General features: G+C 72.5%; 21 protein-coding genes. 12 read left to right on the forward strand and 9 right to left on the reverse strand.

Features of this window, described 5'->3' with window-relative positions; translation table 11 throughout:
- Positions 1–414: 414 nt before the first annotated feature.
- A complete protein-coding gene (locus ACFYO5_RS05030; RefSeq protein ID WP_388704282.1) occupies positions 415–1,269 on the reverse strand; it encodes a serine hydrolase in 855 nt (284 codons plus the stop codon).
- 92 nt (positions 1,270–1,361) lie between these two features.
- On the opposite strand from ACFYO5_RS05030, the gene ACFYO5_RS05035 reads away from it, so the two are divergent.
- Positions 1,362–1,727 (forward strand): hypothetical protein, encoded by a 366-nt coding sequence (locus tag ACFYO5_RS05035; RefSeq protein WP_388704285.1) that lies wholly within the window; start codon positions 1,362–1,364, stop codon positions 1,725–1,727.
- 329 nt (positions 1,728–2,056) lie between these two features.
- Here ACFYO5_RS05035 and ACFYO5_RS05040 read toward each other — a convergent pair whose 3' ends face one another.
- The gene (locus ACFYO5_RS05040) at positions 2,057–3,307 is read right to left on the reverse strand and encodes an MFS transporter (RefSeq protein WP_388704733.1); all 1,251 of its coding nucleotides are present in this window, start codon (positions 3,305–3,307) and stop codon (positions 2,057–2,059) included.
- Positions 3,308–3,506: 199 nt separating this feature from the next.
- On the opposite strand from ACFYO5_RS05040, the gene ACFYO5_RS05045 reads away from it, so the two are divergent.
- The 3 genes from ACFYO5_RS05045 (at position 3,507) to ACFYO5_RS05055 (ending at position 7,831) form a co-directional block, all read left to right on the forward strand.
- On the forward strand, positions 3,507–4,463 hold the full coding sequence (locus ACFYO5_RS05045) for a LysR family transcriptional regulator (RefSeq protein WP_388704288.1): 957 nt from the start codon (positions 3,507–3,509) through the stop codon (positions 4,461–4,463).
- 101 nt (positions 4,464–4,564) lie between these two features.
- Entirely contained in the window at positions 4,565–6,811 is a 2,247-nt protein-coding gene (locus ACFYO5_RS05050; RefSeq protein ID WP_388704291.1) for an ArnT family glycosyltransferase, read from the forward strand.
- A gap of 216 nt (positions 6,812–7,027) precedes the next feature.
- Positions 7,028–7,831 (forward strand): endonuclease, encoded by an 804-nt coding sequence (locus tag ACFYO5_RS05055; protein WP_356559896.1) that lies wholly within the window; start codon positions 7,028–7,030, stop codon positions 7,829–7,831.
- Positions 7,832–8,080: 249 nt separating this feature from the next.
- Here the strand turns inward: ACFYO5_RS05055 and ACFYO5_RS05060 are convergent, their stop codons facing one another.
- The gene (locus tag ACFYO5_RS05060; RefSeq protein WP_388704295.1) at positions 8,081–8,839 is read right to left on the reverse strand and encodes a GntR family transcriptional regulator; all 759 of its coding nucleotides are present in this window, start codon (positions 8,837–8,839) and stop codon (positions 8,081–8,083) included.
- A gap of 193 nt (positions 8,840–9,032) precedes the next feature.
- On the opposite strand from ACFYO5_RS05060, the gene ACFYO5_RS05065 reads away from it, so the two are divergent.
- Positions 9,033–9,464: an ATP-binding protein gene (locus tag ACFYO5_RS05065; protein WP_388704298.1), complete on the forward strand. Its 432-nt coding sequence runs from the start codon at positions 9,033–9,035 to the stop codon at positions 9,462–9,464.
- A gap of 29 nt (positions 9,465–9,493) precedes the next feature.
- Here ACFYO5_RS05065 and ACFYO5_RS05070 read toward each other — a convergent pair whose 3' ends face one another.
- Positions 9,494–11,179 (reverse strand): thiamine pyrophosphate-binding protein, encoded by a 1,686-nt coding sequence (locus ACFYO5_RS05070; RefSeq protein ID WP_388704301.1) that lies wholly within the window; start codon positions 11,177–11,179, stop codon positions 9,494–9,496.
- On the reverse strand, positions 11,176–12,144 hold the full coding sequence (speB, locus tag ACFYO5_RS05075; protein ID WP_388704304.1) for an agmatinase: 969 nt from the start codon (positions 12,142–12,144) through the stop codon (positions 11,176–11,178). The genes ACFYO5_RS05070 and speB overlap by 4 nt, the downstream gene beginning before the upstream one ends.
- Before the next feature lie 206 nt (positions 12,145–12,350).
- Between speB and ACFYO5_RS05080 the strand changes: the two genes are divergently transcribed.
- Positions 12,351–13,841, forward strand: coding sequence for a helix-turn-helix domain-containing protein (locus ACFYO5_RS05080; protein WP_388704307.1), 1,491 nt, complete (start codon positions 12,351–12,353; stop codon positions 13,839–13,841).
- A gap of 104 nt (positions 13,842–13,945) precedes the next feature.
- Entirely contained in the window at positions 13,946–14,776 is an 831-nt protein-coding gene (locus ACFYO5_RS05085; RefSeq protein ID WP_388704310.1) for a phosphatase, read from the forward strand.
- Here ACFYO5_RS05085 and ACFYO5_RS05090 read toward each other — a convergent pair.
- From ACFYO5_RS05090 to ACFYO5_RS05105, 4 genes are all read right to left on the reverse strand, one after another.
- Positions 14,760–15,728, reverse strand: a complete 969-nt coding sequence (locus ACFYO5_RS05090; protein ID WP_356559901.1) for a cation diffusion facilitator family transporter — start codon at positions 15,726–15,728, stop codon at positions 14,760–14,762. The genes ACFYO5_RS05085 and ACFYO5_RS05090 overlap by 17 nt on opposite strands.
- A gap of 5 nt (positions 15,729–15,733) precedes the next feature.
- On the reverse strand, positions 15,734–16,606 hold the full coding sequence (locus tag ACFYO5_RS05095) for an acyl-CoA thioesterase II (RefSeq protein ID WP_356559902.1): 873 nt from the start codon (positions 16,604–16,606) through the stop codon (positions 15,734–15,736).
- A gap of 35 nt (positions 16,607–16,641) precedes the next feature.
- Positions 16,642–17,799 (reverse strand): acyl-CoA dehydrogenase family protein, encoded by a 1,158-nt coding sequence (locus tag ACFYO5_RS05100; RefSeq protein WP_388704314.1) that lies wholly within the window; start codon positions 17,797–17,799, stop codon positions 16,642–16,644.
- Positions 17,800–18,003: 204 nt separating this feature from the next.
- Positions 18,004–18,600 carry a TetR/AcrR family transcriptional regulator gene (locus ACFYO5_RS05105; RefSeq protein WP_388704316.1) on the reverse strand — a complete coding sequence of 199 codons (597 nt, stop codon included), beginning with the start codon at positions 18,598–18,600 and terminating at the stop codon, positions 18,004–18,006.
- Between the two features lie 97 nt (positions 18,601–18,697).
- On the opposite strand from ACFYO5_RS05105, the gene ACFYO5_RS05110 reads away from it, so the two are divergent.
- The 5 genes from ACFYO5_RS05110 (at position 18,698) to ACFYO5_RS05130 (ending at position 26,026) form a co-directional block, all read left to right on the forward strand.
- Positions 18,698–20,314 carry a carboxyl transferase domain-containing protein gene (locus tag ACFYO5_RS05110; protein ID WP_356559905.1) on the forward strand — a complete coding sequence of 539 codons (1,617 nt, stop codon included), beginning with the start codon at positions 18,698–18,700 and terminating at the stop codon, positions 20,312–20,314.
- Between the two features lie 14 nt (positions 20,315–20,328).
- Positions 20,329–22,272, forward strand: a complete 1,944-nt coding sequence (locus ACFYO5_RS05115) for an acetyl/propionyl/methylcrotonyl-CoA carboxylase subunit alpha (protein WP_388704318.1) — start codon at positions 20,329–20,331, stop codon at positions 22,270–22,272.
- Complete coding sequence (locus ACFYO5_RS05120) at positions 22,269–23,246, forward strand: hydroxymethylglutaryl-CoA lyase (protein ID WP_388704320.1); 978 nt, start codon at positions 22,269–22,271, stop codon at positions 23,244–23,246. Before ACFYO5_RS05115 ends, ACFYO5_RS05120 begins: the two co-directional genes overlap by 4 nt.
- A 5-nt stretch (positions 23,247–23,251) precedes the next feature.
- A complete protein-coding gene (locus ACFYO5_RS05125) occupies positions 23,252–24,412 on the forward strand; it encodes an acyl-CoA dehydrogenase family protein (protein WP_356559908.1) in 1,161 nt (386 codons plus the stop codon).
- A 564-nt stretch (positions 24,413–24,976) separates the two neighbouring features.
- A complete protein-coding gene (locus ACFYO5_RS05130; RefSeq protein ID WP_388704323.1) occupies positions 24,977–26,026 on the forward strand; it encodes an ABC transporter substrate-binding protein in 1,050 nt (349 codons plus the stop codon).
- Positions 26,027–26,039: the final 13 nt, after the last annotated feature.

Consider the following 26,039-nt stretch of genomic DNA (forward strand, 5'->3'; position numbering starts at 1 on the left):
GTCCGGGGCCGGGGGTCGGAGGCCGGGGGGCCGAGGCCGCGGGTCCGAGGCCGCGGGCCGGGGGTCCGAGGCCGCGGGCCGGGGGTCCGAGGCCGCGGGCCGGGGGTCCGAGGCCGCGGGCCGGGGGTCCGAGGCCGCGGGCCGGGGGTCCGGGCGTTGTCGGAGGGGGTGTGACCGTGTTCGGGCGCGGGGCCTTGATCGGGTGTACGGCCGATGCCCGGTGGGCTGCCCCCGTCCGGCTGGACGCGCCGGCCCCCTCCCTCTTCAGGGGTCCCCCCGGGCTGTCGCTCAGGAGCCCTCCGAGCTGTCGTTAGGGAGTCCTCCGGGCCGTCGCTCGGGAGTCGCCCGGGCCGTCGCCCGGGAGTCCCTCCGGGCCGTCGCCCGGGAGTCCCCCGGGCCGTCGCTCGCGAGTCCTCAGGAGGCTGCGAGGTCCCGGTGGATGACCTTGGCGACGCCCTGGATGGTGGTGATGCCGTAGCTCATCGTGCTGTTGCCGTGTGTCAGGACGGTGATGGCGTAGTCGTGGCCGCCGCCCTTGAAGGTGCCGACGCTGTGCACCCGCCAGCCCTGGGTGGCGCGCGACAGCCAGCCGTTCTTGACGTGCCAGTTGACCCCCGCGGGCCGCCCGTAGGGGGTGCCCCAGCGCTGCGAGGAGACGACCCCCGCCATCAGTTTGTTGACGTAGGCGCGTGAGGTGTCGGTGAGGACGGCGTTCCTGGCCGTGAGGAGCTTGAGCAGCTTCTGCTCGTCGGTGACGGTGATCTGGGTCAGGCCCCAGTAGCCGTTCGCGCCCGGCTTGGTCTGCGTCATCCTGGCCGCCGTGAGGAAGGCCTTGATCTTCGTCACGCCGAGCTGCTTCCACAGGGTCGAGGTGGAGGCGTTGTCCGACTTGGTGATCATCGCCGTGGCGAGGGTCTTCTCGCGGGCGGTCAGCGCCCGGCCGTGCTTCTGCGCGTCCCACAGCAGCGCGGACAGGACGGTGACCTTGACGACGCTGGCCGAGTCGTAGGCGGTGGAGGCGCGCAGGGTGCAGGTGGTGTTGGTGCTGCGGTCGTAGAGGCCGACGGCGACCGTGCCCTTGCGGGTGGCGAGCGCCGCGGTGATGTCCTTCTTCAGCTTGGCGGCGAGCCCGGCCTTGGCCGACGTACAGGTGACCGTCGGGGTGGCGGCGGCGGCGGGCGCGGCGGCGGCGACGCCGGTTATGAGGATCCCGGCGCCGAGGGTGGTGGCGACGAGCCCTCTCGTCCGTCTGAAAGTCCTGTGAGTCATGCCACGTTGACTCGCACACCCGGCCGATAGTTGTACTCATGTTCCCTGGACCCGAATTCGTCACATCCGCGAACGGCGGGTAGGAATGCGGCATGCCGACCGAGACACCGAACGGGCATTTCACGGCTGGGCGGTTGCGCGCCGCGCTGTGGGTTCTGCACCGCCTCGCCACGTCCGAGGGACAGCCGCCCCGACAGGACGTGTTCCGCGGGAAGAAGGTCCCCGCCAAGCTCCTCGCCGAGGGCCTGGGGTCCCTGATGAGGAACGTGCTGCTCGCGAGGCGCCACGGAGGAGACCGGTGGAAGGCGGCCGTCGAGGTGTTCCACGAGATACCGGACTTCCTCGGGGCAGACCTGCCGGGCACCACGATGGGAACGCGTGAACAGACGGCCTTCGTCGCCGGCTACGAGAAGCAACTGGCCGAGTACCGGGAACGGTTCGGAGCGCTTCTGGGATGACGCCGGGCCTGTGGCATGTCCGGGTGCCGACTGCCCCTGGCGCTTGCTGTGGCGTGCGTCACCTGTGGATCGGGGCGGCATTGCCCCGTGCGGTGACGTGTGTCAGCTCGGGCCGGATCCGCCTGGGGTTGTGGCGTGTGTGTCTCAGCTCTGGCTCCGGGCGGAATTCCGCTGGCGCAGTGGCGTGTGTGTCACCTCCGGCTCCGGGCCGGATCCGTCTCTGGCGCCGTGGCGCGTGTGTCACCCCCGGCTCGGGCCGGGTCCCCCGGTGCTGGGGCGCGTGCGTCTCAGCACCGGGCGGATCCGTCTGGAGCCGTGGCGTGCGCGTCTCAGCTCTGGCTCCGGACCGGATCCGACCGCTGCTGTGGCGCGTGGTCGTGCCGGGGGAGCAGGAAGGGGGTGGTCAGCAGGAGCAGGCCGGCGACGGCGATCGCGCCGCGGGGGCCGGTGACCCCGGCCAGCAGGCCCCACAGCCCGGTCATGACCGCGACGGTCGCCTTGCTGGTGACCGACCACGCCGCCAGGACGCGGGCGACCCGGTCCGTGGCCGTCCGCTCGAGCCGGTAGGCCGCGAGGACGGGGTTGAACACGCCCATGCAGGTGATCAGTCCGAACTCGACCGCGATGACGAGGACGAGCCCTGCCACACCGGGGCGGACGAAGGCCAGTCCCACCGACCAGCACGCGCGCAGCGTCCCGACGGTGAGCATGACCTGGTGCCGGCCGAACCGTGCGACGAGCCGGGGGGCCAGCCGTGAGCCGATGATGCCGCCGACGCAGGGCAGGCCGAACGCGAGACCGTACTGCCAGGGGGCGAACCCGAGGTCGCCGAGCATGAGGACGGCGAGCACCGGCGAGGTCGCCATGATGAGACCGCTGACCAGAACCGTGTTGAGGAACAACGGGCGCAGGGCCGGGTGGGCCAGGATGTGACGCCACCCTTCGAACAGGTCACCGAACCGGAGCCGCGCCCCCTGCTTACCGGTGCGCACGGGGCGTGGCTCGCCGCCGCCGATCGCCCGAATCCCCGCGGCCGAGAGCAGATAGCTGACCGCATCGGTCACCACGGTCGCCACCGGGCCGAGGAACCCGATCGCGGCCGTGCCGACCGGCGGTCCGAGCACCGTGGCCGTCCAGTTCGTGGACTCGAACCGCCCGCTCGCGACGAGGAGGTCCGCCGGCCGCACGAGCGCCTTCAGATACGCGCCACCGGCCGCGTTGAAGGCGATGTCCGCCGCACCGACGACGACGGACACCACCAGGAGCTGGCCGAAACCGAGCAGGCCGAGTGCGTACGCGGCGGGGACACTCATCAGTGCCGCGAACCGGGTCAGGTCCATCGCGATCATCACCGGGCGCTTGCGGCGGAACTCCACCCACGGGCCGAGCGGCACCGCCACCACGGCCCCCACCGCCAGCCCGGTCGCGGCCAGCAGCGACACCTCGGCCGGCCCCGCGTGCAGCACGAGGATCGCGATCAGGGCGAATGCGTCGAACGCGATCCTCGTACCGAAGGCGCTGACCGCGTACGCCGCCCACAGCCATCCGAACTCCCGGCCCAACCGTGCCCTGCCCACCACGCTCACCGCACCCCCTCGATGCCGCACCCGAACAACCGACTCACCGAACAGCGGAACAGCGGAACAACCAGCCGAGCAGCCGAACAGCCGAACAAAGCGGCGTTGCCCGGCAAGAGCAAAGCTGGCAGCACAACGGCAGGTCAAACAACCGATCGGCCGGGAAGCCACAACCTCACGTTGTGCACTAGGGTGCGTCGGCGTGGACCTCGACACCGCCCGGACCTTCGTCGCCATCGCCGACGCGGGGCAGTTCCAGCAGGCCGCCGCCGAGCTGGCGGTCACCCAGCAGGCCGTCTCCAAGCGCGTCGCCGCGCTGGAGCGCGAGCTGGGCGTGCGCCTGTTCGACCGCACGGCGCGCGGCGCCGAACTCACCATCGACGGGCAGGCGTTCCTGCCCCACGCGCGCGAGCTGCTGCGTGTCGCCGAGCGCGCGGTCGCGTCCGTGCGCACCGGCAGCCGTCCGCTCCGCGTCGACGTGCTCGCCTCGCGCAGCGCGGCGTCGGGCCTGATGCGCGGCTTCCACCGCGCGCACCCCGGGATCGATCTCGACGTGGTGTGGCTCTTCGACATCGAGGCGGCCGTGGCCGCCATCCGGTCGGGTGCGATCGACGCGTCCTTCCGCGCCGTCGGCGTGCCCGGCAGGCCCCTTCCCGAGGACCTCGAGTCCGTGCGGGTGCTCGACGAGCCCCTGCAACTGCTCACCGGCCCCGCCCACGCGCTGGCGGGCGCCCGGTCGGTGACCCTCGCTCAGCTCGCCGGGCACCGGATCTGGATGCCCGGCATCGTCCCCGGCACCGAGTGGGCCGCCTACTACGACGACCTCGTCGCCGAGTTCGGCCTCACCATCGAGGCGACCGGTCCCAACTTCGGTTCCGACGCGCTTCTCGACACCGTGGCCGACACCCCGGCGCTGGCCACCTTCATGGGCGAGCAGACCCGCCTCGTCTGGCCCGCCGGTCACGACCTGCGGCGGATCCCGGTGACCGACCCCACGCCCGTCTACCCGCACTCGCTCATCCGGCGCCGGGAGAACCCGCACCCCGCGCTCACCACACTCCTCGACCACCTCGGCTCCGCACAGCCCCGCCGCCCCGGCGGCACGGTGTGGACACCCGCGTGGACACCCGCGTGGACACCCGTGCGGACACCACGGTGAGCAGCACCGCGCCGGCCCCCGGCAAGGCTCCCCCGCCCACTCACAGGCCGGCCCCAGGCTGAGCACAGCTCCCGCTCAGCGGCCGTGCGCACGGTTCAGTGGTGACATCAGCCACCGATCCCCTCCCCCACCCGACCGTGTCCACCGACCGGCCGCCGCCCCCGGCCACGCCGGCGCCGGCCCCGGCGGCGCCCCCGCCGGACAAGGCGCCGCGCTGGTCGCTCCCCGCCCTGCTCGCGATCCTGGTCCTGGCGGCGGTGCTCTACGGCTGGAACCTCTCCGGCTCCGGCCTCAACAGCTTCTACAGCGCGGCCGTGCTGAGCGGCACGCAGAGCTGGAAGGCCTGGTTCTTCGGCTCGTTGGACGCGGGCAACTTCCTGACCGTCGACAAGCCGCCGTTCGCCCTGATGGTGATGGGCCTGTCCTGTCGTGTGTTCGGCTTCGGGACCTGGCAGATGATGCTGCCGATGATCCTGACCGCTCTCGGCACGATCTGGATCCTGCACTCCTCCGTGAAGCGGGTGTGGGGCCACGGCGCGGCGGCGGTCGCCGCGCTGGTCCTGGCGCTGACCCCGATCACCGTGGCCATCAACCGGGACAACAACCCCGACACCCTGCTGGTGTTCCTGATGGCGGGCGGCGCGGCGCTGGCCCTGCGCGCCGTGCGCAACGGCAAACTGCTGCCGCTGCTCGGCTCGGCCGCCTGCTTCGGCCTCGCCTTCAACACCAAGATGCTCCAGGGCTACATCGCGCTGCCCGCCGTCTTCGCGGTCTACCTGTACGCGGCCAAGCCGAAGCTGGTGAGGCGGCTGGTCAACCTGGCCGCCGCGGCCGTCGTCCTCACGGTCTCCAGCCTCTGGTGGGCGGCGGCCGTCTCCCTGGTCCCGGGCGACGAGCGGCCGTACATCGGCGGCTCGACCGACGGCACCGCCTGGGACCTGATCATGGGTTACAACGGCCTCGGCCGCGTCCTCGGCGGCGAGGGCAACGGCGGCGGCGGGGGTGGCGGCGGAGGCTTCGCGGGGACCGCCGGCATCGGCCGGATGTTCAACGACGTCCTCGGCGGCCAGATCTCCTGGCTGATCCCCTTCGCCGCCATCGCGCTCGTCGGCGGCACGGTCCTGTGCGGGCGGGCCCCGCGTACGGACCCCACCCGTGCCGCGCTGGTGATGTGGGGCGGCTGGACCGCCCTGCACTACCTGACCTTCGCCCTGGCCGAGGGCACCATGCACCCGTACTACACGACCGCGCTCGCCCCGGGCATCGCGGCACTGTGCGGGGGCGGCGGCCTGATGCTGCTGCGCGCCTTCCGTACCGACCGGCGGTGGGTGTGGGTGCTGCCGCTCGGCCTCGCGGTCACCGCGGTCTGGGCGATCGTGCTGCTGCGCCGGGCGTCCGGCTGGAACACCTGGCTGTGGCCGGCCGTCGGCGTCGTCATGGCGCTGGCGATCGTGGGCCTGTTCGTCTTCCGCTCGGGCGGCCGCGCCCGTCTGACGGCGGTTTCGGTGGCCGCGGCGATCGTCGCCTCGGTGGCCGGTCCGGCGGCGTACGCCTGGTCGGTGCCGTCCGGTTCGGGCGGCGCGATGGGCGGTACGAATCCGACGGCCGGACCCACGACCGGGAGCGGCGGCTTCGGTGGCGGCGGCCCCGGGGGCGGCGGAGGCCGGGGCGGGTTCCCGGGCGCCGACGGCGAGCAGGGCGAACAGGCCGGTGGCCAGGCCGACGGGCAGGCCGATGGCTTCCCCGGGGGCGGCGAGCAGCCGGGCGGTACGCCTCCCGGCGGGGCCGCGGGCACGGGCGGTACGGCCCCGGACGGCACCGCTGCCGAAGGTGGCGCCGCTGCCGAAGGCGGCACCGGCGCGGGCGGGGGACCCGGCGGCGCCGGAGGCGGCGGCATGGGCGGGGGCGGCGCGAGCACCGAACTGCTCGCGTACCTGGAGAAGAACCAGGACGGCGCCAAGTGGCTTCTCGCGGTGTCGAGTTCGCAGTCCGCCGCGCAGCTCATCCTCAGCAGCGGTGAGCCGGTGATCTCCATGTGGGGCTGGTCCGGCTCCGACAACGCGATGACGCTGGCCAGGCTGAAGGAGCTGGTGAAGAAGGGCGAGCTGCACTACATCCAGCTCGGCGGCGGCATGGGAGGCGGCGGCATGGGCGGCGGCTCCACGGCCAACTCCGAGGTGACGGAGTGGGTGCAGAAGAACGGGACGGCGGTGAAGGAGAGCGACTACAGCTCGACTTCGAGCGCGACGTCCGACTCGACCGCGACTTCGGGGACTTCCGGCACTTCCGGCACTTCGGGCACGTCCGAGTCGACCGTCTACCGGCTGGACGCCTCGGACGTGAACTGACCGCGGGCCGACGGCACGTCGGCCGCCCGCACGGCGCGAAACGGCCCCTGACCTTCCCGTCAGGGGCCGTTTCGCGCCATCGACTCGCGTGGACTGGGGGTGATTTGCCGGTACCCGTCATCTGATCGACACGTCGGATTCATTGCCTTGACCGCATGTGCATGTCACTCTCCCGATTGCCGCCTCCAATCCACACGCGTAGATCGGACACCCCACATGCTGGCGACACGCATCCGCCGAGGGAAGTCGGTGGCCCTTGCCACCACTGCCGTCCTGGTCGGCCTCACCGCGCCCGCGCTCACCGCGACCCCCGCCGCGGCGACCACGACGGCGTACGACTCGACGTACTACAAGAACGCGGTCGGCAAGACGGGTACGAGCCTGAAGTCCTCGCTGCACACGATCATCAGCAGCCAGACGAAGATCTCGTACTCCGCGGTCTGGAACGCGCTGAAGGTCACCGACCAGGATCCGAACAACAGCAACAACGTGATCCTGCTGTACAGCGGCGTCTCACGCAGCAAGTCCCTCAACGGGGGCGACCTCGGCGACTGGAACCGCGAGCACACCTGGGCCAAGTCCCACGGCGACTTCGGCGAGGTGACCGGCCCCGGCACGGACCTGCACCACCTACGCCCGGCCGACGTCCAGGTCAACAGCATCCGCGGAAACCTGGACTTCGACAACGGCGGCAGCGCCGTCACCAACGGCGGCGGCAGCACCGTCGACTCCGACTCCTTCGCGCCGCGCGCCGCGGACCGGGGCGACGTGGCCCGCATGATCCTCTACATGGCCGTGCGCTACGAGGGTGACGACGGCTTCGCCGACCTGGAGCCCAACGAGAAGGTCGGCAACGGCTCCAACCCCTACATGGGCAAGCTCGCCGTCCTCAAGGCCTGGAACGAGGCGGACCCGCCGAGCGCCTTCGAGGAGAAGCGCAACCAGGTCATCTACGACACCTACCAGCACAACCGCAACCCGTTCATCGACCACCCGGAGTGGGTCGAGGCGATCTGGTAGGCAGCCGGTTCCGCACCGCCCGACGGGCCGGCCACGAGGACCCGTCCCCGTGACCGGCCCCCGTCGTTCCCTGAGGGCGACTGCACGTGGGCCGCGCCACCGGCCGGGCCGCCAGGCGTCCACCAGGCAGTCACCCGCGTCGCCATCACGTCGGGCCGCAGGCCCGGTCGTCCTCGGTGCGGCTCATGACCCCGGATCGCCACCCCGGACGGCCGCCGTCCCGCGCTCCGCGCGGCCGACCGACACCGCTCAGGCGTCGAACCCGTACTCCAGCACATACGCCGACGAGTCGAGCACCATCTCATTCACCTCGACGGCGACACCGTCCGCGTCGAAGGCGGTGCGGGCGACCAGCATCACGGGGACGCCCGGCGGCAGTTCCAGCCGATCGGCTTCGTCCGCGCCGGGCATGCGGGAGCGGATCTCCTCGCGGAAGCGGACGGGCTTGCGGCCCAGTTCCTCCAGCCTGGCGTAGACGCCGCCAAGGCCGGTGTCCGGCTGGGTGATCGGGGTGCCCACGACGAGGTCCGCGGACAGATGCGACGTGGAGAGAAGGACCGGCTTGCCGTCGAGCGTGTAGCGGCGTCGGCGGACACAGACCCGCTCGCCTTCCGCCAGCCCCAGCACGCCCGCGACGACAGCCGTGGCCTCCTCCTCGCTCACCGTGACCGAGTCGACGACGAGTGCACGGCCCGCGACATCCGCCTCCCAGACCGACCGGCCCTCTCCCCACCGCGCATGAGCAAGACGTTCGATGCCCAGCCGACGCACGGGCTTGAAGTCCCGGACGAACACCCCGGCACCCTTGCGCGCTTCGACGATGCCCTCGGCCTGGAGAACCCCGAGCGCCTGCCGGGCCGTCATGCGCGCGACCTCATGGGTCGCCATGAGGTCGTTCTCGCCGGGCAGCCGCTCTCCCGGCCCGTACTCACCGGCCTCGATGGCCGCCCGCAGTTGCGCGGCGATGTGCTGGTACTTGGGCTGACGCCCCGGATCCCGGCCGCTCATCCAAGCCTCTCCTCTGATCATCTCTAGACATCCTAGGCACCAAGAGTCACGCCCCACAGCCGGACGATGACGACCTTCGGGCAATTTCGCTCACATCTCTAGAGATGTGCGGCGGAGGTCTGCCAGGGGTGCTTCACTGCTCCTACGTCTCTAGAGATGTGGGAGCAGTCCCCCAGGCCGTTCGGAGGTCGACATGTCAGCCCACCCCGTCTCGCACCCACTCGTCGGACCCGGAATGTCGCAGGTCCAGTGGCGGTTACCGCACACCCTTCGCAGCGCGGGGCACGCCCGCGAGCTGCTGCGCCGTCAACTCGCCGCATGGGAACTCGACGGCGACGTGGCCCTCACCGCCGAGCTGTTGCTCTCGGAGCTGGTCAGCAACTCGCTCCGGCACGCCCGGGTTCCGAAGGGGCGGGAGATCGGCGTGCGCATCGCCACGTACGACGGGCGCCTGCGCGTGGAGGTCGCCGACGCCGACAACTCCCGCCCCGAGCCGAGAGAGGCGACCGGCGAGGACGAACACGGCCGCGGCCTCGCCCTGGTCGAGGCTCTGGCGCTGCGATGGGGGTGCTGCCCCCGCCGACACGGCATCGGCAAGGCGACCTGGGCCGAACTGGCGCTGTGACAGCCGGCAACGCGCCCTGGCCCCCGTCGTCAGCCCGAGTGGGTCGGTGCGAACATCCGCAGCACCGCCGGCAGGACCAGCACCGAGGGGCCCGGGGACGCCAGGGCCTTCCGCAGGTCCGCCTCCAGGGTTTCCGGGGCGGTGCGCAGGGCGGGGACCGCGAAGGACTCGGCGAGGGCGACGAAGTCGGGGCGGGTCAGTTCCGTCGCCGTCGCCTCGCCGAACGCGTCGGTCATGTACTCGCGGAGGATGCCGTAGCCGCCGTCGTCGACGATGAGCCAGGTGACGTCCAGGCCGTACTGCTTGGCCGTGGCCAGTTCGGCGATCGAGTAGAGGGCGCCGCCGTCGCCGGAGACGGCCAGGACCGGGCGGGTCGGGTCGGCCACCGCCGCGCCGAGGGCGGCCGGGAAGCCGTAGCCGAGGCCGCCCGCGCCCTGCGCGGAGTGCATGTGGTTCGGGCCCTTCGGGTCGAAGGCCGACCATGCCCAGTAGGTCAGGATCGTCATGTCCCAGAAGGACGGGGAGCCGGCGGGGAGTGCCTTGCGCACGGACGCCAGGAGCCCCTGCTCCAGGGCCAGTTCCTGGGACGCCAGGCGTTCCGAGACGCGGGTGAGCACCGTGCGTACGCGCTCCGCCGCCGTCGGGTCGGTGCGTGCGGGGACGGTCTCCAGGAGGGCCTGGATCGCGAGGCGGGCGTCCGCGTGGATGCCCAGGGCCGGGTGGTTGGCCTCCAGTTTGCCGAGGTCGGCCTCGATCTGGACGACCCGGCCGCGCGGCCTGAACGTGTGGTAGTTCGAGGAGAGTTCGCCGAGGCCCGAGCCGATCACCAGCAGGACGTCCGCGTCCTCCAGGAAGTCCGTGGTGTGGCGGTCCTCCAGCCAGGACTGGAGGGACAGCGGGTGGGTCCACGGGAAGGCGCCCTTGCCGCCGAAGGTGGTGACCACGGGGGCGTCGAGCCGCTCGGCGAGGGTGCGCAGCTTGCCGGAGGCGTCCGCGCGGACCACCCCGCCGCCGGCGATGATCGCCGGGCGCGCGGCCTTCGACAGCAGGTCGGCGGCGAGCGCGGTCAGTTCCGGGCGCGGCGGGAGTTCCTCGGGGAAGGCGTCGCCGACGGTGACCACGGGGATCGCCGTCCCGGCCAGCAGCACGTCCTGCGGGATCTCCACCCACACCGGGCCGTGCGGGGCCGTCAGCGCCGACTTCCAGGCCGCCTCCAGCGCGGAGGGGATCTGGGACTGGGCGCGGACCGTGTGGACGGACTTGACCACACCGCGGAACGAGGCCGCCTGGTCGGGGAGTTCGTGCAGGTAGCCGTGGCGGCCGCCGCCGAGGCCGCGGGTGGGGATCTGGCTGCTGATGGCCACGACGGGTGCGGAGGCCGCCGCCGCCTCCTGGAGCGCGGCGAGCGAGGTCAGCGCGCCGGGTCCGGTGGACAGCAGCAGCGGCGCCGCCTCACCGGTGACGCGGCCGTACGCGTCCGCCGCGAAGCCCGCGTTGTTCTCCACCCGCAGGCCGATGTAGCGCAGGTCGGAGCGGCGCAGCGCGTCGAACACGCCGAGCGCGTGCTGGCCGGGCAGCCCGAAGACGGTGGTCGCGCCGAGCCCGGCCAGGGTCTCCACGACCAGGTCTCCGCCGGTGCGGCCGGGGGGCGGGTTCAGCGCGGCCGCCGTCTGGGCCGGCGTCGGACGGAGCACCAGGTCGTGGTCGTGTGTCACTTCGCGCGCGCCTCCGCGATCTGCCGGGACATGATCGTGGTCAGTTCGTACGCCGTGTGCGACGCCGCCACCGAGGTGATCTCCGCGTGATCGTACGCGGGCGCCACCTCGACGACGTCCGCGGAGACGAGGTGGCAGGAGGCCAGGCCGCGCAGGATCTCCAGGAGTTCGCGGGAGGTCATGCCGCCGGCCTCCGGGGTGCCGGTGCCGGGCGCGTGTGCCGGGTCCAGGCAGTCGATGTCGATGGAGATGTACAGCGGGCGGTCGCCGATGCGCTGGCGCAGCTGATCGGCGATCTCGTCGACGCCGCGCCGCATCACGTCGGCGGAGGTGACGATGCCGAAGCCCATCTTCTCGTCGTCGGTGAGATCCTGCTTGCCGTAGAGCGGGCCGCGGGTGCCGACGTGGGAGAGCGCGGAGGTGTCGAGGATGCCTTCCTCGACCGCCCGGCGGAACGGCGTGCCGTGCGTGTACTCGGCGCCGAAGTAGGTGTCCCAGGTGTCGAGGTGGGCGTCGAAGTGGAGCAGGGCGACCGGGCCGTGCTTCTTGGCGACCGACCTGAGCAGCGGCAGGGCGATGGTGTGGTCGCCGCCGAGGGTCATCAGGCGGGCGCCGGTGCCCAGCAGGTCGTCGGCGGCCGCCTCGACCGTCTCGACGGCCTCGTTGATGTTGAACGGGTTCACGGCGATGTCGCCGCCGTCCGCGACCTGGGCGAGGGCGAAGGGGGAGGCGTCCTGCGCCGGGTTGTAGGGCCGCAGCAGCCTGGACGCCTCGCGGATCGCGTTGCCGCCGAAGCGGGCGCCGGGCCGGTAGGAGACGCCGGAGTCGAACGGCACGCCCACCACGGCGACGTCGGCGCGGCCGACCTCGTCGAGACGGGGCAGCCGGGCGAAGGTCGCGGGGCCGGCGTACCGGGGGACGCGGGAGGAGTCGACCGGACCGCGGGGCGTGTCGTTGCTGCTCATCTACTGCCTTCTTTCCTACGCGCCGTCGCGTATGTACTGCTCTGTACTCCTGGTGACGACTCTACTGGGGAAGCCGGAGCGGGCTCGGACGCGCGTTCGGGCTCCCGGTCGGCGAGCCGGTCGGGACGACCCTAGGCGGCCGCGGGGCGGCTGCGAAGTGTACGTTTCCTCCATCTCAGCCGTACCAGGCAGAAGGAACGCACACCATGCCGGAGCCCACGGTTCCGCCCACCCCGCCCGTGCCCCTCGCCGCCCTGCTGGCCCGCGAGGACCTGGCCCTGCGCCAGATCGCCGGGCCCCGTGACCCGGGCCTGGCCGTGCACTGGGCACACACCTCGGAGATGGCCGACCCGTACCCGTATCTGCTGGGCGGTGAGCTGCTGCTGACGGCGGGCGTGCACGTTCCGGGGGCGGCGGGGCCGGACGGGGGTGCCCCCGGCCGTGCGGCGCCCCCGGGGGACTACTTCGACGTGTACGTCTCGCGGATCGTGGCGGCGGGCGGCGCGGCACTCGGCTTCGGCCTGGCGCCGGTGCACGACACCGTGCCGCGCGCCCTGGTCACCGCCTGCGACACCCACGGGCTGCCACTCCTGGAGGTCCCGCCGCAGACCACCTTCTCCGGCGTGGCCCGCGCGGTCTGGCAGCTCATGGCCCAGGCCCGGCACGCCGAACTGCGCCGGGTCACCGAGGCCCAGCAGAGCCTCGCCGCCGCCGCCTCCCGCCCCGACCCGGTGCCGTCGGTGCTGCGGCAACTGGCCCGGCGGGTCGGCGGCCGGGCGGTGCTGTACGGGCCGGAGGGCACGGAGATCGCGACGGCGGGGACGGAGCCGACCGGCGAGGTGCGGGGGGCACTGGCGCGGCTGGCGCGGGTGGTCCGGCCGGACAGCCGCCCCGCCCCCGCCTCCGCGACCGACACCACCGGCGGCTCCCGGCTCGCCGCCTACGCCCTCGGGCCCGGCCGCGGCTTCGTGCTCGGGATCGCGACCGCGCGCCGGGAACCCGGTGACGACACCGTCGCCTCCGTCGCCGCCGTCCTGCTCTCGCTGCTCACCGGCGAGCAGCGCAGCGGCACGGAGGCGGCCCGCGCCTCCGCCCTCGTACGGCTGCTGCTCGGAGCCCCGCCGCAGTCCGTGGCCCCGCTGCTGGGCGGGGAGCGGTGGCAGGTCGTGCACGGGCGGCCCGAGGGGCAGGCTCCGGACGCGATGGCCGCCGCCGCGCTGGGCGCGGCGCTCGGGTCGCCGCTGGTCGACCTCGGGGAGGACGTCGTGCGGGTGCTGGTGCCGGGCGACGGGGAGCCGCTCGCGCAGCCCGGGTGGACGCTGGGGGTCGGTGACGCCGCGACCCCCGCCGACTGGCCGGCCGCCGACACCCGCGCGGGGCGTGCGCTGGCCCGCGCCCGCGCCACCCGCGCGCCTCTGGTCCGGCACGGCGCGCGCCCCGCGCTCGCCGACCTGGTGCCGCCCGACGAGGCCGAGGCGCACGCCCGGACGCTGCTCGCGCCCCTCGGCCCGACCCTCGCCGACACCCTGCGCGGCTGGCTGTCGCTGCACGGCAGCTGGGACCGTACGGCGGTGGCGCTGGGCGTGCACCGCAACACCGTGCGGCAGCGGATCGCGCGCTGCGCGGCCCTGCTGGGAACGGACCTGGACGACCCGGACGTACGGATGGAGCTGTGGTTCGCGCTGCGGCAGCGGTAGGCGCGACGACGGCGCCGGAGGGCACGTGGCCAGGGCGAGTGACGCACGTCCCAGCGTCCGGGACACCGGGGACTCCCACCGGCCGCTGCCTCACAATGGAGACCATGCCGATACCCGGGACACCCAGCCGCGCCCAGCTCGTCGCACACCTCGTGAGAACCCGTATCGCGGGTGACGTCGCCACCCCGCGTGAGAACAACCTCTCCCACTACCGCCAGTTGGCCAACGGCGTCCGCAACTTCTGGCTGGGCCTGGAACTCGGCGACCGCTGGACCGACGAGCAGGACGTGCTCGCGGTGATGGCGGAGCGGGTCGGCGTCAACGACGACCCCGAGTACCGCTACGGCCAGGACACCATCGACCCCCAGCTCACGGTCGACGGCCTGGAGCGGCTCGCCGGACGGCTCCGCAAGGCGGCGGAGGACCGGCAGCGGGTGCTGTTTGCCACCGGTCACCCGGGCGGTCTCCTCGATGTGCACCGGGCGACGGCCGACGCGCTGCGCGCCGCCGGCTGCGAGATCGTCGTCATTCCGGACGGGCTCCAGACCGACGAGGGTTACGTCATGCAGTTCGCGGACGTGGCGGTGCTGGAGCACGGCGCCACGTTGTGGCACACCCATTCGGGCGAGCCGATGAAGGCGATCCTGACCGCCCTGGAGCGCGAGGGCCGTCCGCTGCCGGACCTGGTCGTCGCCGACCACGGCTGGGCGGGGTACGCCGGACAGCACGGCGTGGACTCCGTCGGGTACGCCGACTGCAACGACCCCGCGCTGTTCCTCGCCGAGGCGGAGGGCACCGTCCAGGTGGCGGTCCCCCTCGACGACCATGTCCTGAGCCCCCGCCACTACGACCCGATGACGGCGTACCTGCTGGCGGAGGCGGGGCTCGCCCAGGACGACGGGCCGGGCCGGCGTCCCGTCACGGCCAGGGGTTGAGTCCCTCCGCCCGGCGCTGGGCGTACCCCGGCGTCGGGTCGAGGTAGACGCGCGTGACGGCCGGGAAGACCTCCCGCAGCCGGGCCTCCGCCTGCTCGCAGGCCCACTCGATCTCGGCGGCCGTGGACACGTCCCGGAAGTCGACCTTGGCGGCGACCAGGGCCTCGCGCGGGCCCTGCACCAGGGTGGTCAGTTCGAGTACGGCCTCGATGTGCACCGACTCCAGCAGCTCGGCGCGGATGCGCTGCCGCATCGGCTTCGGCAGCGGGCGGCCGACGAGAAGCTCCACGTTGGAGCGGCCCAGCACCCAGGCGACGTAGAGCAGCAGGACGCCGATGCAGAGGGAGGCGGCGCCGTCCCAGACGCCGGAGCCGGTGAGCTGGCCGCCGAGCAGACCGCCGGCGGCGAGGAGGAGGCCGACCAGGGCCGCGGAGTCCTCCAGCACGACGGCCTTCACGGCGGTGTCGGGGGTGTGCCGGAGGTAGAGCCGGAACGGCGCCCTGACGCGGGCGGCCTCGCCACGGGCCTGCCGCAGTCCGGTCCGCAGCGAGTAGCCCTCCAGGAGGAAGGCGACGCCGAGGACGAGGTACGACACCAGCGGATCGCCGAGGTCCTCGCCCTCGACGAGGGTGTGGACGCCGTCGTAGAGGGAGAAGACCGCGCCGCCGACGAAGGTGGCGACGGCGGCGAGCAGGGACCAGAGGTAGCGCTCGGCGCCGTGGCCGAGGGGGTGGTCCTCGTCGGCCGGTTTCCCGCTGCGTCTGAGGGCGGTCAGCAGCAGGACCTCGGTGACGGTGTCGGCGACCGAGTGGGCCGCCTCCGACAGCATCGCGCTGGATCCGCTGAGCACGCCGGCGACCGCCTTGGCGAGCGCGATCCCGAGATTGGCGACGGCGGCGACGATCACCGTGAAGGTGCTCTCGCCGCCGCCCTTTTCCTCCACTGTGGCCATGTCCCTCAGTCTTCCCGGGGAACGCGCACCACACCTTCCTGGATCACCGAGACGGCGAGATGTCCGTCCTGCGTGTAGATGCGGGCCTGGCCGAGGCCCCGGCCGCCGTGCGCCGACGGCGACTCCTGGTCGTACAGCAGCCACTCGTCGGCGCGGAAGGGGCGGTGGAACCACATCGCGTGGTCCAGCGACGCCCCCACCACGTCCCCGACGGCCCAGCCGCCGCGGCCGTGCGCGAGGAGCACCGAGTCCAGGAGGGTCATGTCGGAGACGTAGGTGGCGAGGACGACGTGCAGCAGGGGGTCGTCCGCGAGCTTGCCGTTGGTGCGGAACCAGACCTGGCTGTGCGGCTCGCGCGGCTCGCCGAACTTCCCGTACGGCGGCTCGTCGACGTACCTCAGGTCGATGGCCTGCCGGGCCTCCAGGAACCGCTCGACGACGTCCCCCGGGAGATGGTCGTAGCCGCGCAGGCGTTCCTCGGAGGTCGGCAGGGTCGCCGGGTCCGGGGAGGCCGGCATCGGGGCCTGGTGGTCGAGGCCGTCCTCGTACGTCTGGAAGGACGCCGACAGGGTGAAGATCGGCCGGCCGTGCTGGACCGCGACCGCGCGGCGGGTGGTGAAGGAGCGGCCGTCGCGGATGCGCTCGACGCTGTAGACGATGGGCGCGCCCGGATCGCCCATGCGCAGGAAGTACGCGTGCAGGGAGTGGGCGTGCCGGTCGGCGGGAACCGTGCGCCCGGCGGCGACCAGCGCCTGGGCCGCGACCTGACCGCCGAAGACGCGGGGGACGACGGCGGAGCGGGACCGGCCGCGGAAGATGTTCTCCTCGATCTGCTCGAGGTCGAGCAGATCGAGGAGATCCTGTAGTGCCTGGCTCATGGGAGAGGTGGTATCCGGCGGGGGTCGCGGCCGGCTTACAGACCCATGTCCTTGGCGATGATCGTCTTCATGATCTCGCTGGTGCCGCCGTAGATGCGGTTGACGCGGTTGTCCGCGTACAGGCGGGCGATCGGGTACTCGTTCATGTAGCCGTAGCCGCCGTGCAGCTGGAGGCAGCGGTCGATGACGCGGTGGGCGACCTCGGTGCAGAACAGCTTGGCGCTGGCGGCCTCGGCGGGGGTCAGCTCACCGGCGTCGAGGGCCTCTGTGGCGCGGTCGGCGACGGCCTCGGCCGCGTCCACCTCGGCCTGGCAGGCGGCCAGCTCGAACTTGGTGTTCTGGAAGTGGGCGACCGGCTTGCCGAAGACGGTGCGCTCCTGCACGTACTGCTTGGCGAACCGGACGGCCGCCTTGGCCTGGGCGTAGGCGCCGAAGGCGATGCCCCAGCGCTCGGAGGCCAGGTTGTGGCCCAGGTAGGAGAAGCCCTTGTTCTCCTCGCCGAGCAGATCCTCGACGGGCACCTTGACGTCGACGAAGGCCAGCTCGGCCGTGTCGGAGGTGCGCAGGCCCAGCTTGTCCAGCTTGCGGCCGATGGAGTAGCCCTCGGACTTGGTGTCCACGGCGAAGAGGGAGATGCCGAAGCGGCGGTCCTCGGCGGTGGGAGCGGAGGTCCGGGCGCAGACGATCACCTTGTCGGCGTGGACGCCGCCGGTGATGAAGGTCTTGGAGCCGTTGAGGACGTAGTGCGTGCCGTCCTCGCTCAGCTTGGCGGTGGTCTTCATGCCCGCGAGGTCGGAACCGGTGCCCGGCTCCGTCATCGCGATGGCCCACATCTCCTCGCCGGTGACGAACTTCGGCAGGTAGCGCTTCTTCTGCTCGTCGGTGGCGAGCATCTTGACGTAGGGCAGGGCGAGCAGGACGTGCACGCCGGAACCGCCGAACTGGACGCCGGCGCGGGCGGTCTCCTCGTAGAGGACGGCCTCGAACTTATGGCTGTCCAGGCCCGCGCCGCCGAACTCCTCGGGGACGTTGATTCCGAAGATGCCCAGCTCGCCGAGCTTGTAGTAGAACTCCCGCGGGGCCTGGCCGGCGGCGAACCACTCGTCGTAGACGGGCACGACCTCGGCCTCGATGAAGGCGCGAAGGGTCTCCCGGAACGCCTCGTGATCCTCGTTGAACACCGTACGGCGCACGCCGCCACCTCCACGTACCTCGGCCTGTCTAAGCGCTTGCTCATAGCACCGTACCGGCGAGTACAGGGTGCGTCCAGGGTGGGTACGGGGTAACGCTCGTCACGCACGCGCCCCGTGGGCTCCGGCCCGGGCCCCCCGTCCCCCGGAACCCTCGCCGCCGACCCGCCCGGATCGCCCGGCCCGGTCGGCGCGCAGGCGGGCCGCCTACGCCTGCGCCGCCGCCCCGAAGGCGCCCCTCGCCATCCGGTGCAGGAGGTCCGCCGTGGCCCCCCGGCCGGGGAGCCCGCCCGCCCTCCCCAGGTGCGGGGTGGAGTTCAGCAGCCCGAAGACCGAGTGCACCGCGGACCGGGCCGCCGGTTCCGCCAGCGCCGGGTAGGCCTCGCGGACGACCTCCACCCATAGCTCGACGTACTGCCGCTGCAACTGCCGCACCAGCTTGCGGTCGCTGTCGCGGAGGCGGTCCAGCTCACGGTCGTGCAGGGTGATGAGGGGACGGTCGTCGAGCGCGAAGTCGATGTGCCCCTCGATGAGCGAGTCGAGGACCGTCTCGTGCCCGCCCCCGTCGGCCTCCTGGACCCGGCGCCGCGCGCCGGTGAGCAGCCGGCCGCTGATGCCGACCAGCAGCTCGGCGAGCATCGCGTCCTTGCCGGGGAAGTGCCGGTACAGGCCGGGCCCGCTGATCCCGACCGCGGCTCCTATCTCGTCCACACCGACGCCGTGGAAGCCGCGTTCGGCGAACAGCCGCGCGGCCTCCTTGAGGATCTGCTCGCGGCGGGTGGGGGCGTCGGTTCTGGTGGCCATGAAAACAATTCTAGACATCGAGGTTAGCGCTCGTTAACCTGATGGAAATGGTTAACGCTCATTAACAGTCGACCACTGGGTGAGGGGACCGCAAGGTATGGAGCAGGCACCGGAGCTGACCAGCGCGGCAGATCCCGCGTCGGAGGCCTGGCGGGCCAATGAGAGGGCCCACCTCGCACTCGTCGAGGAGCTGCGCGGCAAGCTCGCCGCGGCGCGGCTCGGCGGGGGTGAGAAGGCGCGGGCCCGGCACACCGCGCGCGGCAAGCTGCTGCCCAGGGACCGGGTGGACACCCTCCTCGACCCCGGCTCGCCGTTCCTGGAGCTGGCCCCCCTCGCCGCCGACGGGCTGTACGACGGACAGGCCCCGGCGGCCGGCGTGATCGCCGGCATCGGCCGGGTCAGCGGCCGCGAGTGCGTGATCGTCGCCAACGACGCCACCGTCAAGGGCGGGACCTACTACCCGATGACGGTGAAGAAGCATCTGCGGGCCCAGGAGGTGGCTCTCGAGAACCGTCTGCCGTGCCTGTACCTGGTGGATTCCGGCGGCGCCTTCCTGCCCTTGCAGGACGAGGTGTTCCCGGACCGCGAGCACTTCGGGCGGATCTTCTACAACCAGGCCCGGATGTCCGGCGCCGGCATCCCCCAGATCGCGGCCGTGCTCGGCTCGTGCACGGCCGGCGGGGCGTACGTCCCGGCGATGAGCGACGAGGCCGTCATCGTGCGCGGCCAGGGCACGATCTTCCTCGGCGGTCCCCCGCTGGTGAAGGCCGCCACCGGCGAGGTCGTCACCGCGGAGGAGCTGGGCGGCGGCGAGGTCCACTCGCGCGTGTCGGGCGTCACCGACCACCTCGCGGAGGACGACGCGCACGCCCTGCGCATCGTGCGGACCATCGTCTCCACCCTCCCGGCCCGCCGCCCGCTCCCCTGGGAGGTGCGGCCCACCGTCGAGCCGAAGGCCGACCCCCACGGGCTGTACGGCGCGGTCCCGGTCGACTCCCGCACCCCTTACGACGTACGGGAGGTCATCGCCCGGATCACCGACGGCTCCCGGTTCGCCGAGTTCAAGTCCGAGTTCGGGCAGACCCTGGTGACCGGCTTCGCCCGCGTCCACGGACACCCGGTCGGCATCGTCGCCAACAACGGCATCCTGTTCTCCGAGTCCGCCCAGAAGGGCGCCCACTTCATCGAGCTGTGCGACCAGCGCGGCATCCCGCTGCTGTTCCTCCAGAACATCTCCGGCTTCATGGTCGGCCGGGACTACGAGGCCGGCGGCATCGCCAAGCACGGCGCCAAGATGGTCACCGCGGTCGCCTGCACGCGCGTGCCCAAGCTGACGGTCGTGGTCGGCGGGTCGTACGGCGCCGGGAACTACTCGATGTGCGGGCGGGCGTACTCCCCGCGCTTCCTGTGGATGTGGCCGAACGCCAAGATCTCCGTGATGGGCGGCGAGCAGGCCGCCTCCGTCCTCGCCACGGTCAAGCGCGACCAGCTGGAGGCGCGCGGCCAGGAGTGGCCGGCCCCGGAGGAGGAGGCGTTCAAGGACCCGATCCGGGAGCAGTACGAGCGCCAGGGCAACGCCTACTACGCGACCGCCCGGCTCTGGGACGACGGGGTCATCGACCCGCTGGACACCCGCCAGGTGCTGGGTCTGGCCCTGACCGCCTGTGCCAACGCGCCGCTGGGTGACCCCCAGTTCGGCGTCTTCCGGATGTGAGGGGCTTCACGACCATGTTCGACACAGTCCTCGTGGCCAACCGGGGCGAGATCGCCGTCCAGGTCATCCGCACCCTGCGGGCGCTGGGCGTGCGCTCGGTGGCCGTCTTCTCCGACGCGGACGCCGACGCCCGGCACGTCCGCGAGGCCGACACGGCCGTCCGGATCGGTCCGGCACCGGCCGCGGAGAGCTATCTGTCGGTGGAGCGGCTCCTGGAGGCCGCCGCCCGCACCGGCGCCCAGGCCGTCCACCCCGGCTACGGCTTCCTCGCGGAGAACGCCGGCTTCGCGCGCGCGTGCGCCGACGCCGGGCTCGTCTTCATCGGGCCGCCCGCCGAGGCGATCTCCCTCATGGGCGACAAGATCCGCGCCAAGGAGACCGTGCGGGCGGCGGGCGTCCCGGTGGTCCCGGGGTCGACCGGAAGCGGGCTCGACGACGCCGAACTGGGCGCCGCGGCACGGGAGATCGGCATGCCCGTGCTGTTGAAGCCGTCGGCCGGCGGTGGCGGCAAGGGCATGCGGCTGGTGCGCGAGGCCGACAGCCTCCCGGACGAGATCGCCGCCGCCCGCCGTGAGGCCCGCGCCTCCTTCGGGGACGACACGCTGCTCGTCGAGCGGTGGATCGACCGGCCCCGGCACATCGAGATCCAGGTGCTGGCGGACGGCCACGGCCAGGTGATCCACCTGGGCGAGCGCGAGTGCTCCCTCCAGCGCCGCCACCAGAAGATCATCGAGGAGGCGCCCAGTGTGCTCCTCGACGAGACGACCCGCGCCGGGATGGGCGAGGCGGCGGTCCAGGCCGCGCTGTCCTGCGGCTACCGGGGCGCGGGCACGGTGGAGTTCATCGTCCCCGGCGGGGACCCCAAGGCGTACTACTTCATGGAGATGAACACCCGTCTCCAGGTGGAGCACCCCGTCACCGAGCTGGTCACCGGGCTCGACCTGGTGGAGTGGCAGCTGCGGGTGGCGGCCGGTGAGCGACTGCCGTACACGCAGGACGACATCCGTCTCACGGGGCACGCCGTGGAGGCCCGCGTCTGCGCCGAGGACCCCTCCCGCGGGTTCCTGCCGTCCGGCGGCACCGTGCTCAGGCTGCGCGAGCCGCAGGGCGACGGGGTGCGCACCGACTCGGGGCTGAGCGAGGGCACCGAGGTCGGCAGCCTGTACGACCCGATGCTGTCCAAGGTGATCGCCTACGGCCCCGACCGGGCCACGGCGCTGCGCAGGCTCCGGGCCGCCCTGGCGGACACGGTCACGCTGGGCGTGCAGACCAACGCCGGGTTCCTGCGCCGGCTGCTGGCCCATCCGGCGGTCGTGGCGGGCGAGCTGGACACCGGCCTGGTCGAACGGGTCGTGGACGACCTGGTCCCCGCCGACGTTCCGGAGGAGGTCTACGAGGCCGCCGCGGCCGTACGGCTGGAGCAGCTGAGGCCGTCCGGGCCGGGGTGGACGGATCCCTTCTCGGTGCCGAGCGGGTGGCGGCTGGGCGGGGCGCACCGACCGGTGGCGTTCCCGCTCCGGGTCGCCGACCCGGTGGAGTACACGCCGCGTGGCACCCATGCCGTCACCGACGACCAGGTCGCCGTCACCCTCGACGGCGTCCGGCACACCTTCCACCGGGCCGGTGACTGGCTGGGCCGCGAGGGCGACGTCTGGCAGGTGCGCGACCACGACCCGGTGGCCGCGTCCCTGACCGGGGCCGCGCACGCGGGCGCCGACTCGCTGACCGCGCCCATGCCGGGCACGGTGACGGTGGTGAAGGTCGCCGTCGGCGACGAGGTGACGGCGGGCCAGAGCCTGCTGGTGGTGGAGGCGATGAAGATGGAGCACGTCATCTCCGCCCCGCACGCCGGCACGGTCGCCGAACTGGACGTCACCGCGGGCACGACCGTCGCCATGGACCAGGTGCTGGCCGTGATCGCGCCGCACCCGGCCGCGCCGCAGAAGGAGGAGGGATGACCGTGCGAGGGCTTCCGATGGCGGTCCCCGCGCCGGGCCTGCCCACGCGGGTCAGGATCCACGAGGTCGGCGCGCGCGACGGGCTGCAGAACGAGAGGACGACCGTGCCCACGGCCGTGAAGGCCGAGTTCGTGCACCGGCTCGCCGAGGCCGGGCTGACCACGATCGAGGCGACCAGCTTCGTCCACCCCCGGTGGGTGCCCCAGCTGGCCGACGCCGAGGAACTGTTCCCCATGCTCTCCGGCCTGCCGGTGGAGCTGCCGGTGCTGGTGCCGAACGAACGCGGGCTGGACCGGGCGCTGGCCCTGGGAGCGAGGCGGGTCGCGGTGTTCGCCAGCGCCACCGAGTCGTTCGCCAAGGCCAACCTCAACCGCACGGTGGACGAGGCGCTGGCCATGTTCCACCCGGTGGTGGAGCGGGCCAGGGCCGACGGGGTGCATGTGCGCGGCTACCTCTCCATGTGCTTCGGCGACCCCTGGGAGGGGGCGGTCCCGGTCCCCCAGGTCGTGCGGGTCTGCCGGGCCCTGTTCGACATGGGCTGCGACGAGCTGAGCCTCGGCGACACGATCGGGGTCGCGACCCCCGGCCATGTCGAGGAACTGCTCACCGCGCTCGACGAGGAGGGCGTCCCCGTCTCCGCGCTGGGCGTGCACTTCCACGACACCTACGGACAGGCCCTCGCCAACACCCTGGCCGCGCTCCGGCACGGCGTCACCACCGTCGACGCCTCGGCGGGCGGGCTGGGCGGCTGCCCGTTCGCGAAGTCCGCCACCGGCAATCTCGCCACCGAAGACCTCGTGTGGATGCTGACCGGCCTCGGCATCGACACCGGGGTCGACCTCGGCCGTCTCGTCGCCACCAGCGTCTGGATGGCCGGCCGGCTGGGCCGGCCCAGCCCGTCCCGCACCGTCCGCGCCCTGTCCCACGAGGACGCAGAGGGCCAAGAGGGCCGCGAGGCCCACAAGGAGCAGTGACCGCCATGGACCACCGACTCTCCCCCGAACTGGAAGAACTGCGGCGCACCGTCGAGCAGTTCGCGCACGACGTCGTCGCGCCGAAGATCGGCGACTTCTACGAGCGGCACGAGTTCCCGTACGAGATCGTCCGGGAGATGGGCCGCATGGGCCTGTTCGGGCTGCCGTTCCCCGAGGAGTACGGCGGCATGGGCGGCGACTACCTGGCGCTCGGCATCGCGCTGGAGGAACTGGCCCGCGTCGACTCGTCGGTGGCGATCACCCTGGAGGCGGGGGTGTCGCTGGGCGCGATGCCGATCCACCTCTTCGGCACCGACGAGCAGAAGCGGGAGTGGCTCCCGCGGCTGTGCTCCGGCGAGATCCTGGGCGCGTTCGGCCTGACCGAGCCGGACGGCGGCAGCGACGCGGGCGCGACGCGCACGACGGCCCGGCTGGACCCGGACACCGACGAGTGGGTGATCAACGGCACGAAGTGCTTCATCACCAACTCGGGCACGGACGTCACGGGCCTGGTCACGGTCACCGCGGTCACCGGCCGCAAGCCGGACGGCAGGCCGCTGATCTCCGCCATCGTCGTCCCGTCCGGCACCCCCGGTTTCACCGTCGCCGCGCCCTACTCCAAGGTGGGCTGGAACGCCTCGGACACCCGCGAGCTGTCCTTCACGGACGTCCGGGTCCCGGCGGCGAACCTGCTGGGCCAGGAGGGCCGCGGTTACGCCCAGTTCCTGCGCATCCTGGACGAGGGCCGGGTCGCCATCGCGGCGCTGGCGACGGGCCTCGCGCAGGGCTGTGTGGACGAGTCGGTGAAGTACGCCAAGGAGCGGCACGCCTTCGGCCGCCCGATCGGCGCCAACCAGGCGATCCAGTTCAAGATCGCCGACATGGAGATGAAGGCCCACACGGCCCGCCTCGCCTGGCGTGACGCGGCGTCCCGTCTGGTGTCGGGCGAGCCCTTCAAGAAGGAGGCGGCCCTGGCCAAGCTGTACTCCTCGACGATCGCCGTCGACAACGCCCGCGACGCCACCCAGGTCCACGGCGGCTACGGCTTCATGAACGAGTACCCGGTCGCCCGCATGTGGCGGGACTCCAAGATCCTGGAGATCGGCGAGGGCACGAGCGAGGTCCAGCGGATGCTCATCGCCAGGGAGTTGGGGCTGGTGGGCTGACGGTCGCGTCAGCCGCCCAGCAGGCCGCGCAGGCTCTCGATCAGGCCCGGTACGGTGTCGCCGCCGCCCCGACCGCGGCGACGGGCCCGGGACAGGGCGACGAGGGCCGCGCGCCGCTCGCCGGGCTGTGCGCGGCGTCGGCGACGACGGGAAGGCTGTCGTCGACGGCCCCCTCGGCGTCCGGCGTGAGCGTGCCGCGCCGCTCCTGGAGTCGTGGGCGCGGACGCGGAGTTGCGGTCGATGCCGGGAACTCGCGCGCCGTGAGCCCGTGGGGGGAACGCGACGTACTCGCGGAGGCGGTGGCCTGGGCGGCGCGCAGCCTCCCGGCCCGTCCGCCCGTGGGGACCATGGAGCAGTCGTCGACGTGGCGGCGGGAGGTGATTCACGGTCAACTAGACGTCCGCCGGGGCATGTTGACCGGGATCGGCGGGACCGGGATCTCGGGTCCGGCCGGGGCCGGGCGGCTTCACCCGCGACCCCACCCCTGGACAACTTCTGAGGTTAGGCTAACCTACCTTCGAATTGTCCGGCGGTGATCCGCCCCGTTCGAAAGCAGCCACACTCATGTCCAACGCCAGAGCCTCTCACCTCACCCGTCGCGGCATCCTCGCCGCTGGTGGCGCCCTCGGTCTCGGTGCCGTGCTCGCGGCCTGCGGGGACGACGACTCGGAGAGCGGTGGCTCGAAGGCGACGGAGAGCGCTGCCGCCAAGTCCGGTCCCTGGACGTTCAAGGACGACCGCGGAACCACCGTGAAGCTCGACAGGATCCCGGCGAACATCGTCGCGTTCACCGGCGTCGCGGCCGCCCTGTACGACTACGGCGTTCAGGTCAAGGGCGTCTTCGGGCCGACCAGGACCACCGACGGCAAGGCCGACGTCCAGGCCGGCGACATGGACGTCACCAAGGTCGAGATCCTCGGCAACGTCTGGGACGAGTTCAACGTCGAGAAGTACGCGGCCCTCGCGCCCGACGTGCTCATCTCCACGACGTTCGACAACGCCGGCACCCTCTGGTACGTCCCCGAGGCCTCCAAGGACAAGGTCGCCAAGCTCGCCCCGAGCGTGGCCGTCTCCGTCTACGACCGGCAGCTCACCGCTCCGCTGGAGCGCATGTGGGAGCTGGCCGAGTCCCTCGGCGCGGACATGGCCGCCGCGAAGGTCACCGACGCCAAGAAGCGCTTCGAGACGGCCGCCACCCGGCTGCGCGCCGCCGCCAAGGCCAAGCCCGACATCACGGTGATGGCCGGTTCCGCGAGCGACCAGCTGTTCTACGTCTCCGGCACCAACCTCTCCATCGACCTGGAGTACTTCAAGGCCCTCGGGGTCAACTTCATCGAGCCCCCGGAGAGCGCCAAGGCCGAGGGCGGCGGCTGGTACGAGTCGCTGAGCTGGGAGAACGTCGACAAGTACAAGGCCGACATCATCATGATGGACGACCGCTCCTCGACGATCCAGCCGGCCGACATCACCAAGCCGACGTGGAAGCAGCTCCCCGCGGTGAAGGCGGGGCAGGTCATCGCCCGCTCCCCCGAGCCGATCCTGTCGTACGACAAGTGCGTGCCGCTGCTGGAGACCCTCGCCGAGGCGCTCGAGAAGGCCAAGAAGGTCGCCTGACCAGGGTGACCCG

This window comes from Streptomyces sp. NPDC006259 (assembly GCF_042870975.1).
Classification (GTDB): domain Bacteria; phylum Actinomycetota; class Actinomycetes; order Streptomycetales; family Streptomycetaceae; genus Streptomyces.

Bases quoted from the DNA above. Each gene is read 5' to 3' on its own strand.
- ACFYO5_RS05030 (WP_388704282.1), bottom strand. From the start codon at position 1,269: ATGACTCACAGGACTTTCAGACGGACGAGAGGGCTCGTCGCCACCACC.
- ACFYO5_RS05035 (WP_388704285.1), top strand. From the start codon at position 1,362: ATGCCGACCGAGACACCGAACGGGCATTTCACGGCTGGGCGGTTGCGC.
- ACFYO5_RS05055 (WP_356559896.1), top strand. From the start codon at position 7,028: ATGCTGGCGACACGCATCCGCCGAGGGAAGTCGGTGGCCCTTGCCACC.
- ACFYO5_RS05060 (WP_388704295.1), bottom strand. From the start codon at position 8,839: ATGAGCGGCCGGGATCCGGGGCGTCAGCCCAAGTACCAGCACATCGCC.
- ACFYO5_RS05065 (WP_388704298.1), top strand. From the start codon at position 9,033: ATGTCAGCCCACCCCGTCTCGCACCCACTCGTCGGACCCGGAATGTCG.
- speB (WP_388704304.1), bottom strand. From the start codon at position 12,144: ATGAGCAGCAACGACACGCCCCGCGGTCCGGTCGACTCCTCCCGCGTC.
- ACFYO5_RS05080 (WP_388704307.1), top strand. From the start codon at position 12,351: ATGCCGGAGCCCACGGTTCCGCCCACCCCGCCCGTGCCCCTCGCCGCC.
- ACFYO5_RS05085 (WP_388704310.1), top strand. From the start codon at position 13,946: ATGCCGATACCCGGGACACCCAGCCGCGCCCAGCTCGTCGCACACCTC.
- ACFYO5_RS05090 (WP_356559901.1), bottom strand. From the start codon at position 15,728: ATGGCCACAGTGGAGGAAAAGGGCGGCGGCGAGAGCACCTTCACGGTG.
- ACFYO5_RS05095 (WP_356559902.1), bottom strand. From the start codon at position 16,606: ATGAGCCAGGCACTACAGGATCTCCTCGATCTGCTCGACCTCGAGCAG.
- ACFYO5_RS05105 (WP_388704316.1), bottom strand. From the start codon at position 18,600: ATGGCCACCAGAACCGACGCCCCCACCCGCCGCGAGCAGATCCTCAAG.
- ACFYO5_RS05110 (WP_356559905.1), top strand. From the start codon at position 18,698: ATGGAGCAGGCACCGGAGCTGACCAGCGCGGCAGATCCCGCGTCGGAG.
- ACFYO5_RS05115 (WP_388704318.1), top strand. From the start codon at position 20,329: ATGTTCGACACAGTCCTCGTGGCCAACCGGGGCGAGATCGCCGTCCAG.
- ACFYO5_RS05120 (WP_388704320.1), top strand. From the start codon at position 22,269: ATGACCGTGCGAGGGCTTCCGATGGCGGTCCCCGCGCCGGGCCTGCCC.
- ACFYO5_RS05125 (WP_356559908.1), top strand. From the start codon at position 23,252: ATGGACCACCGACTCTCCCCCGAACTGGAAGAACTGCGGCGCACCGTC.
- ACFYO5_RS05130 (WP_388704323.1), top strand. From the start codon at position 24,977: ATGTCCAACGCCAGAGCCTCTCACCTCACCCGTCGCGGCATCCTCGCC.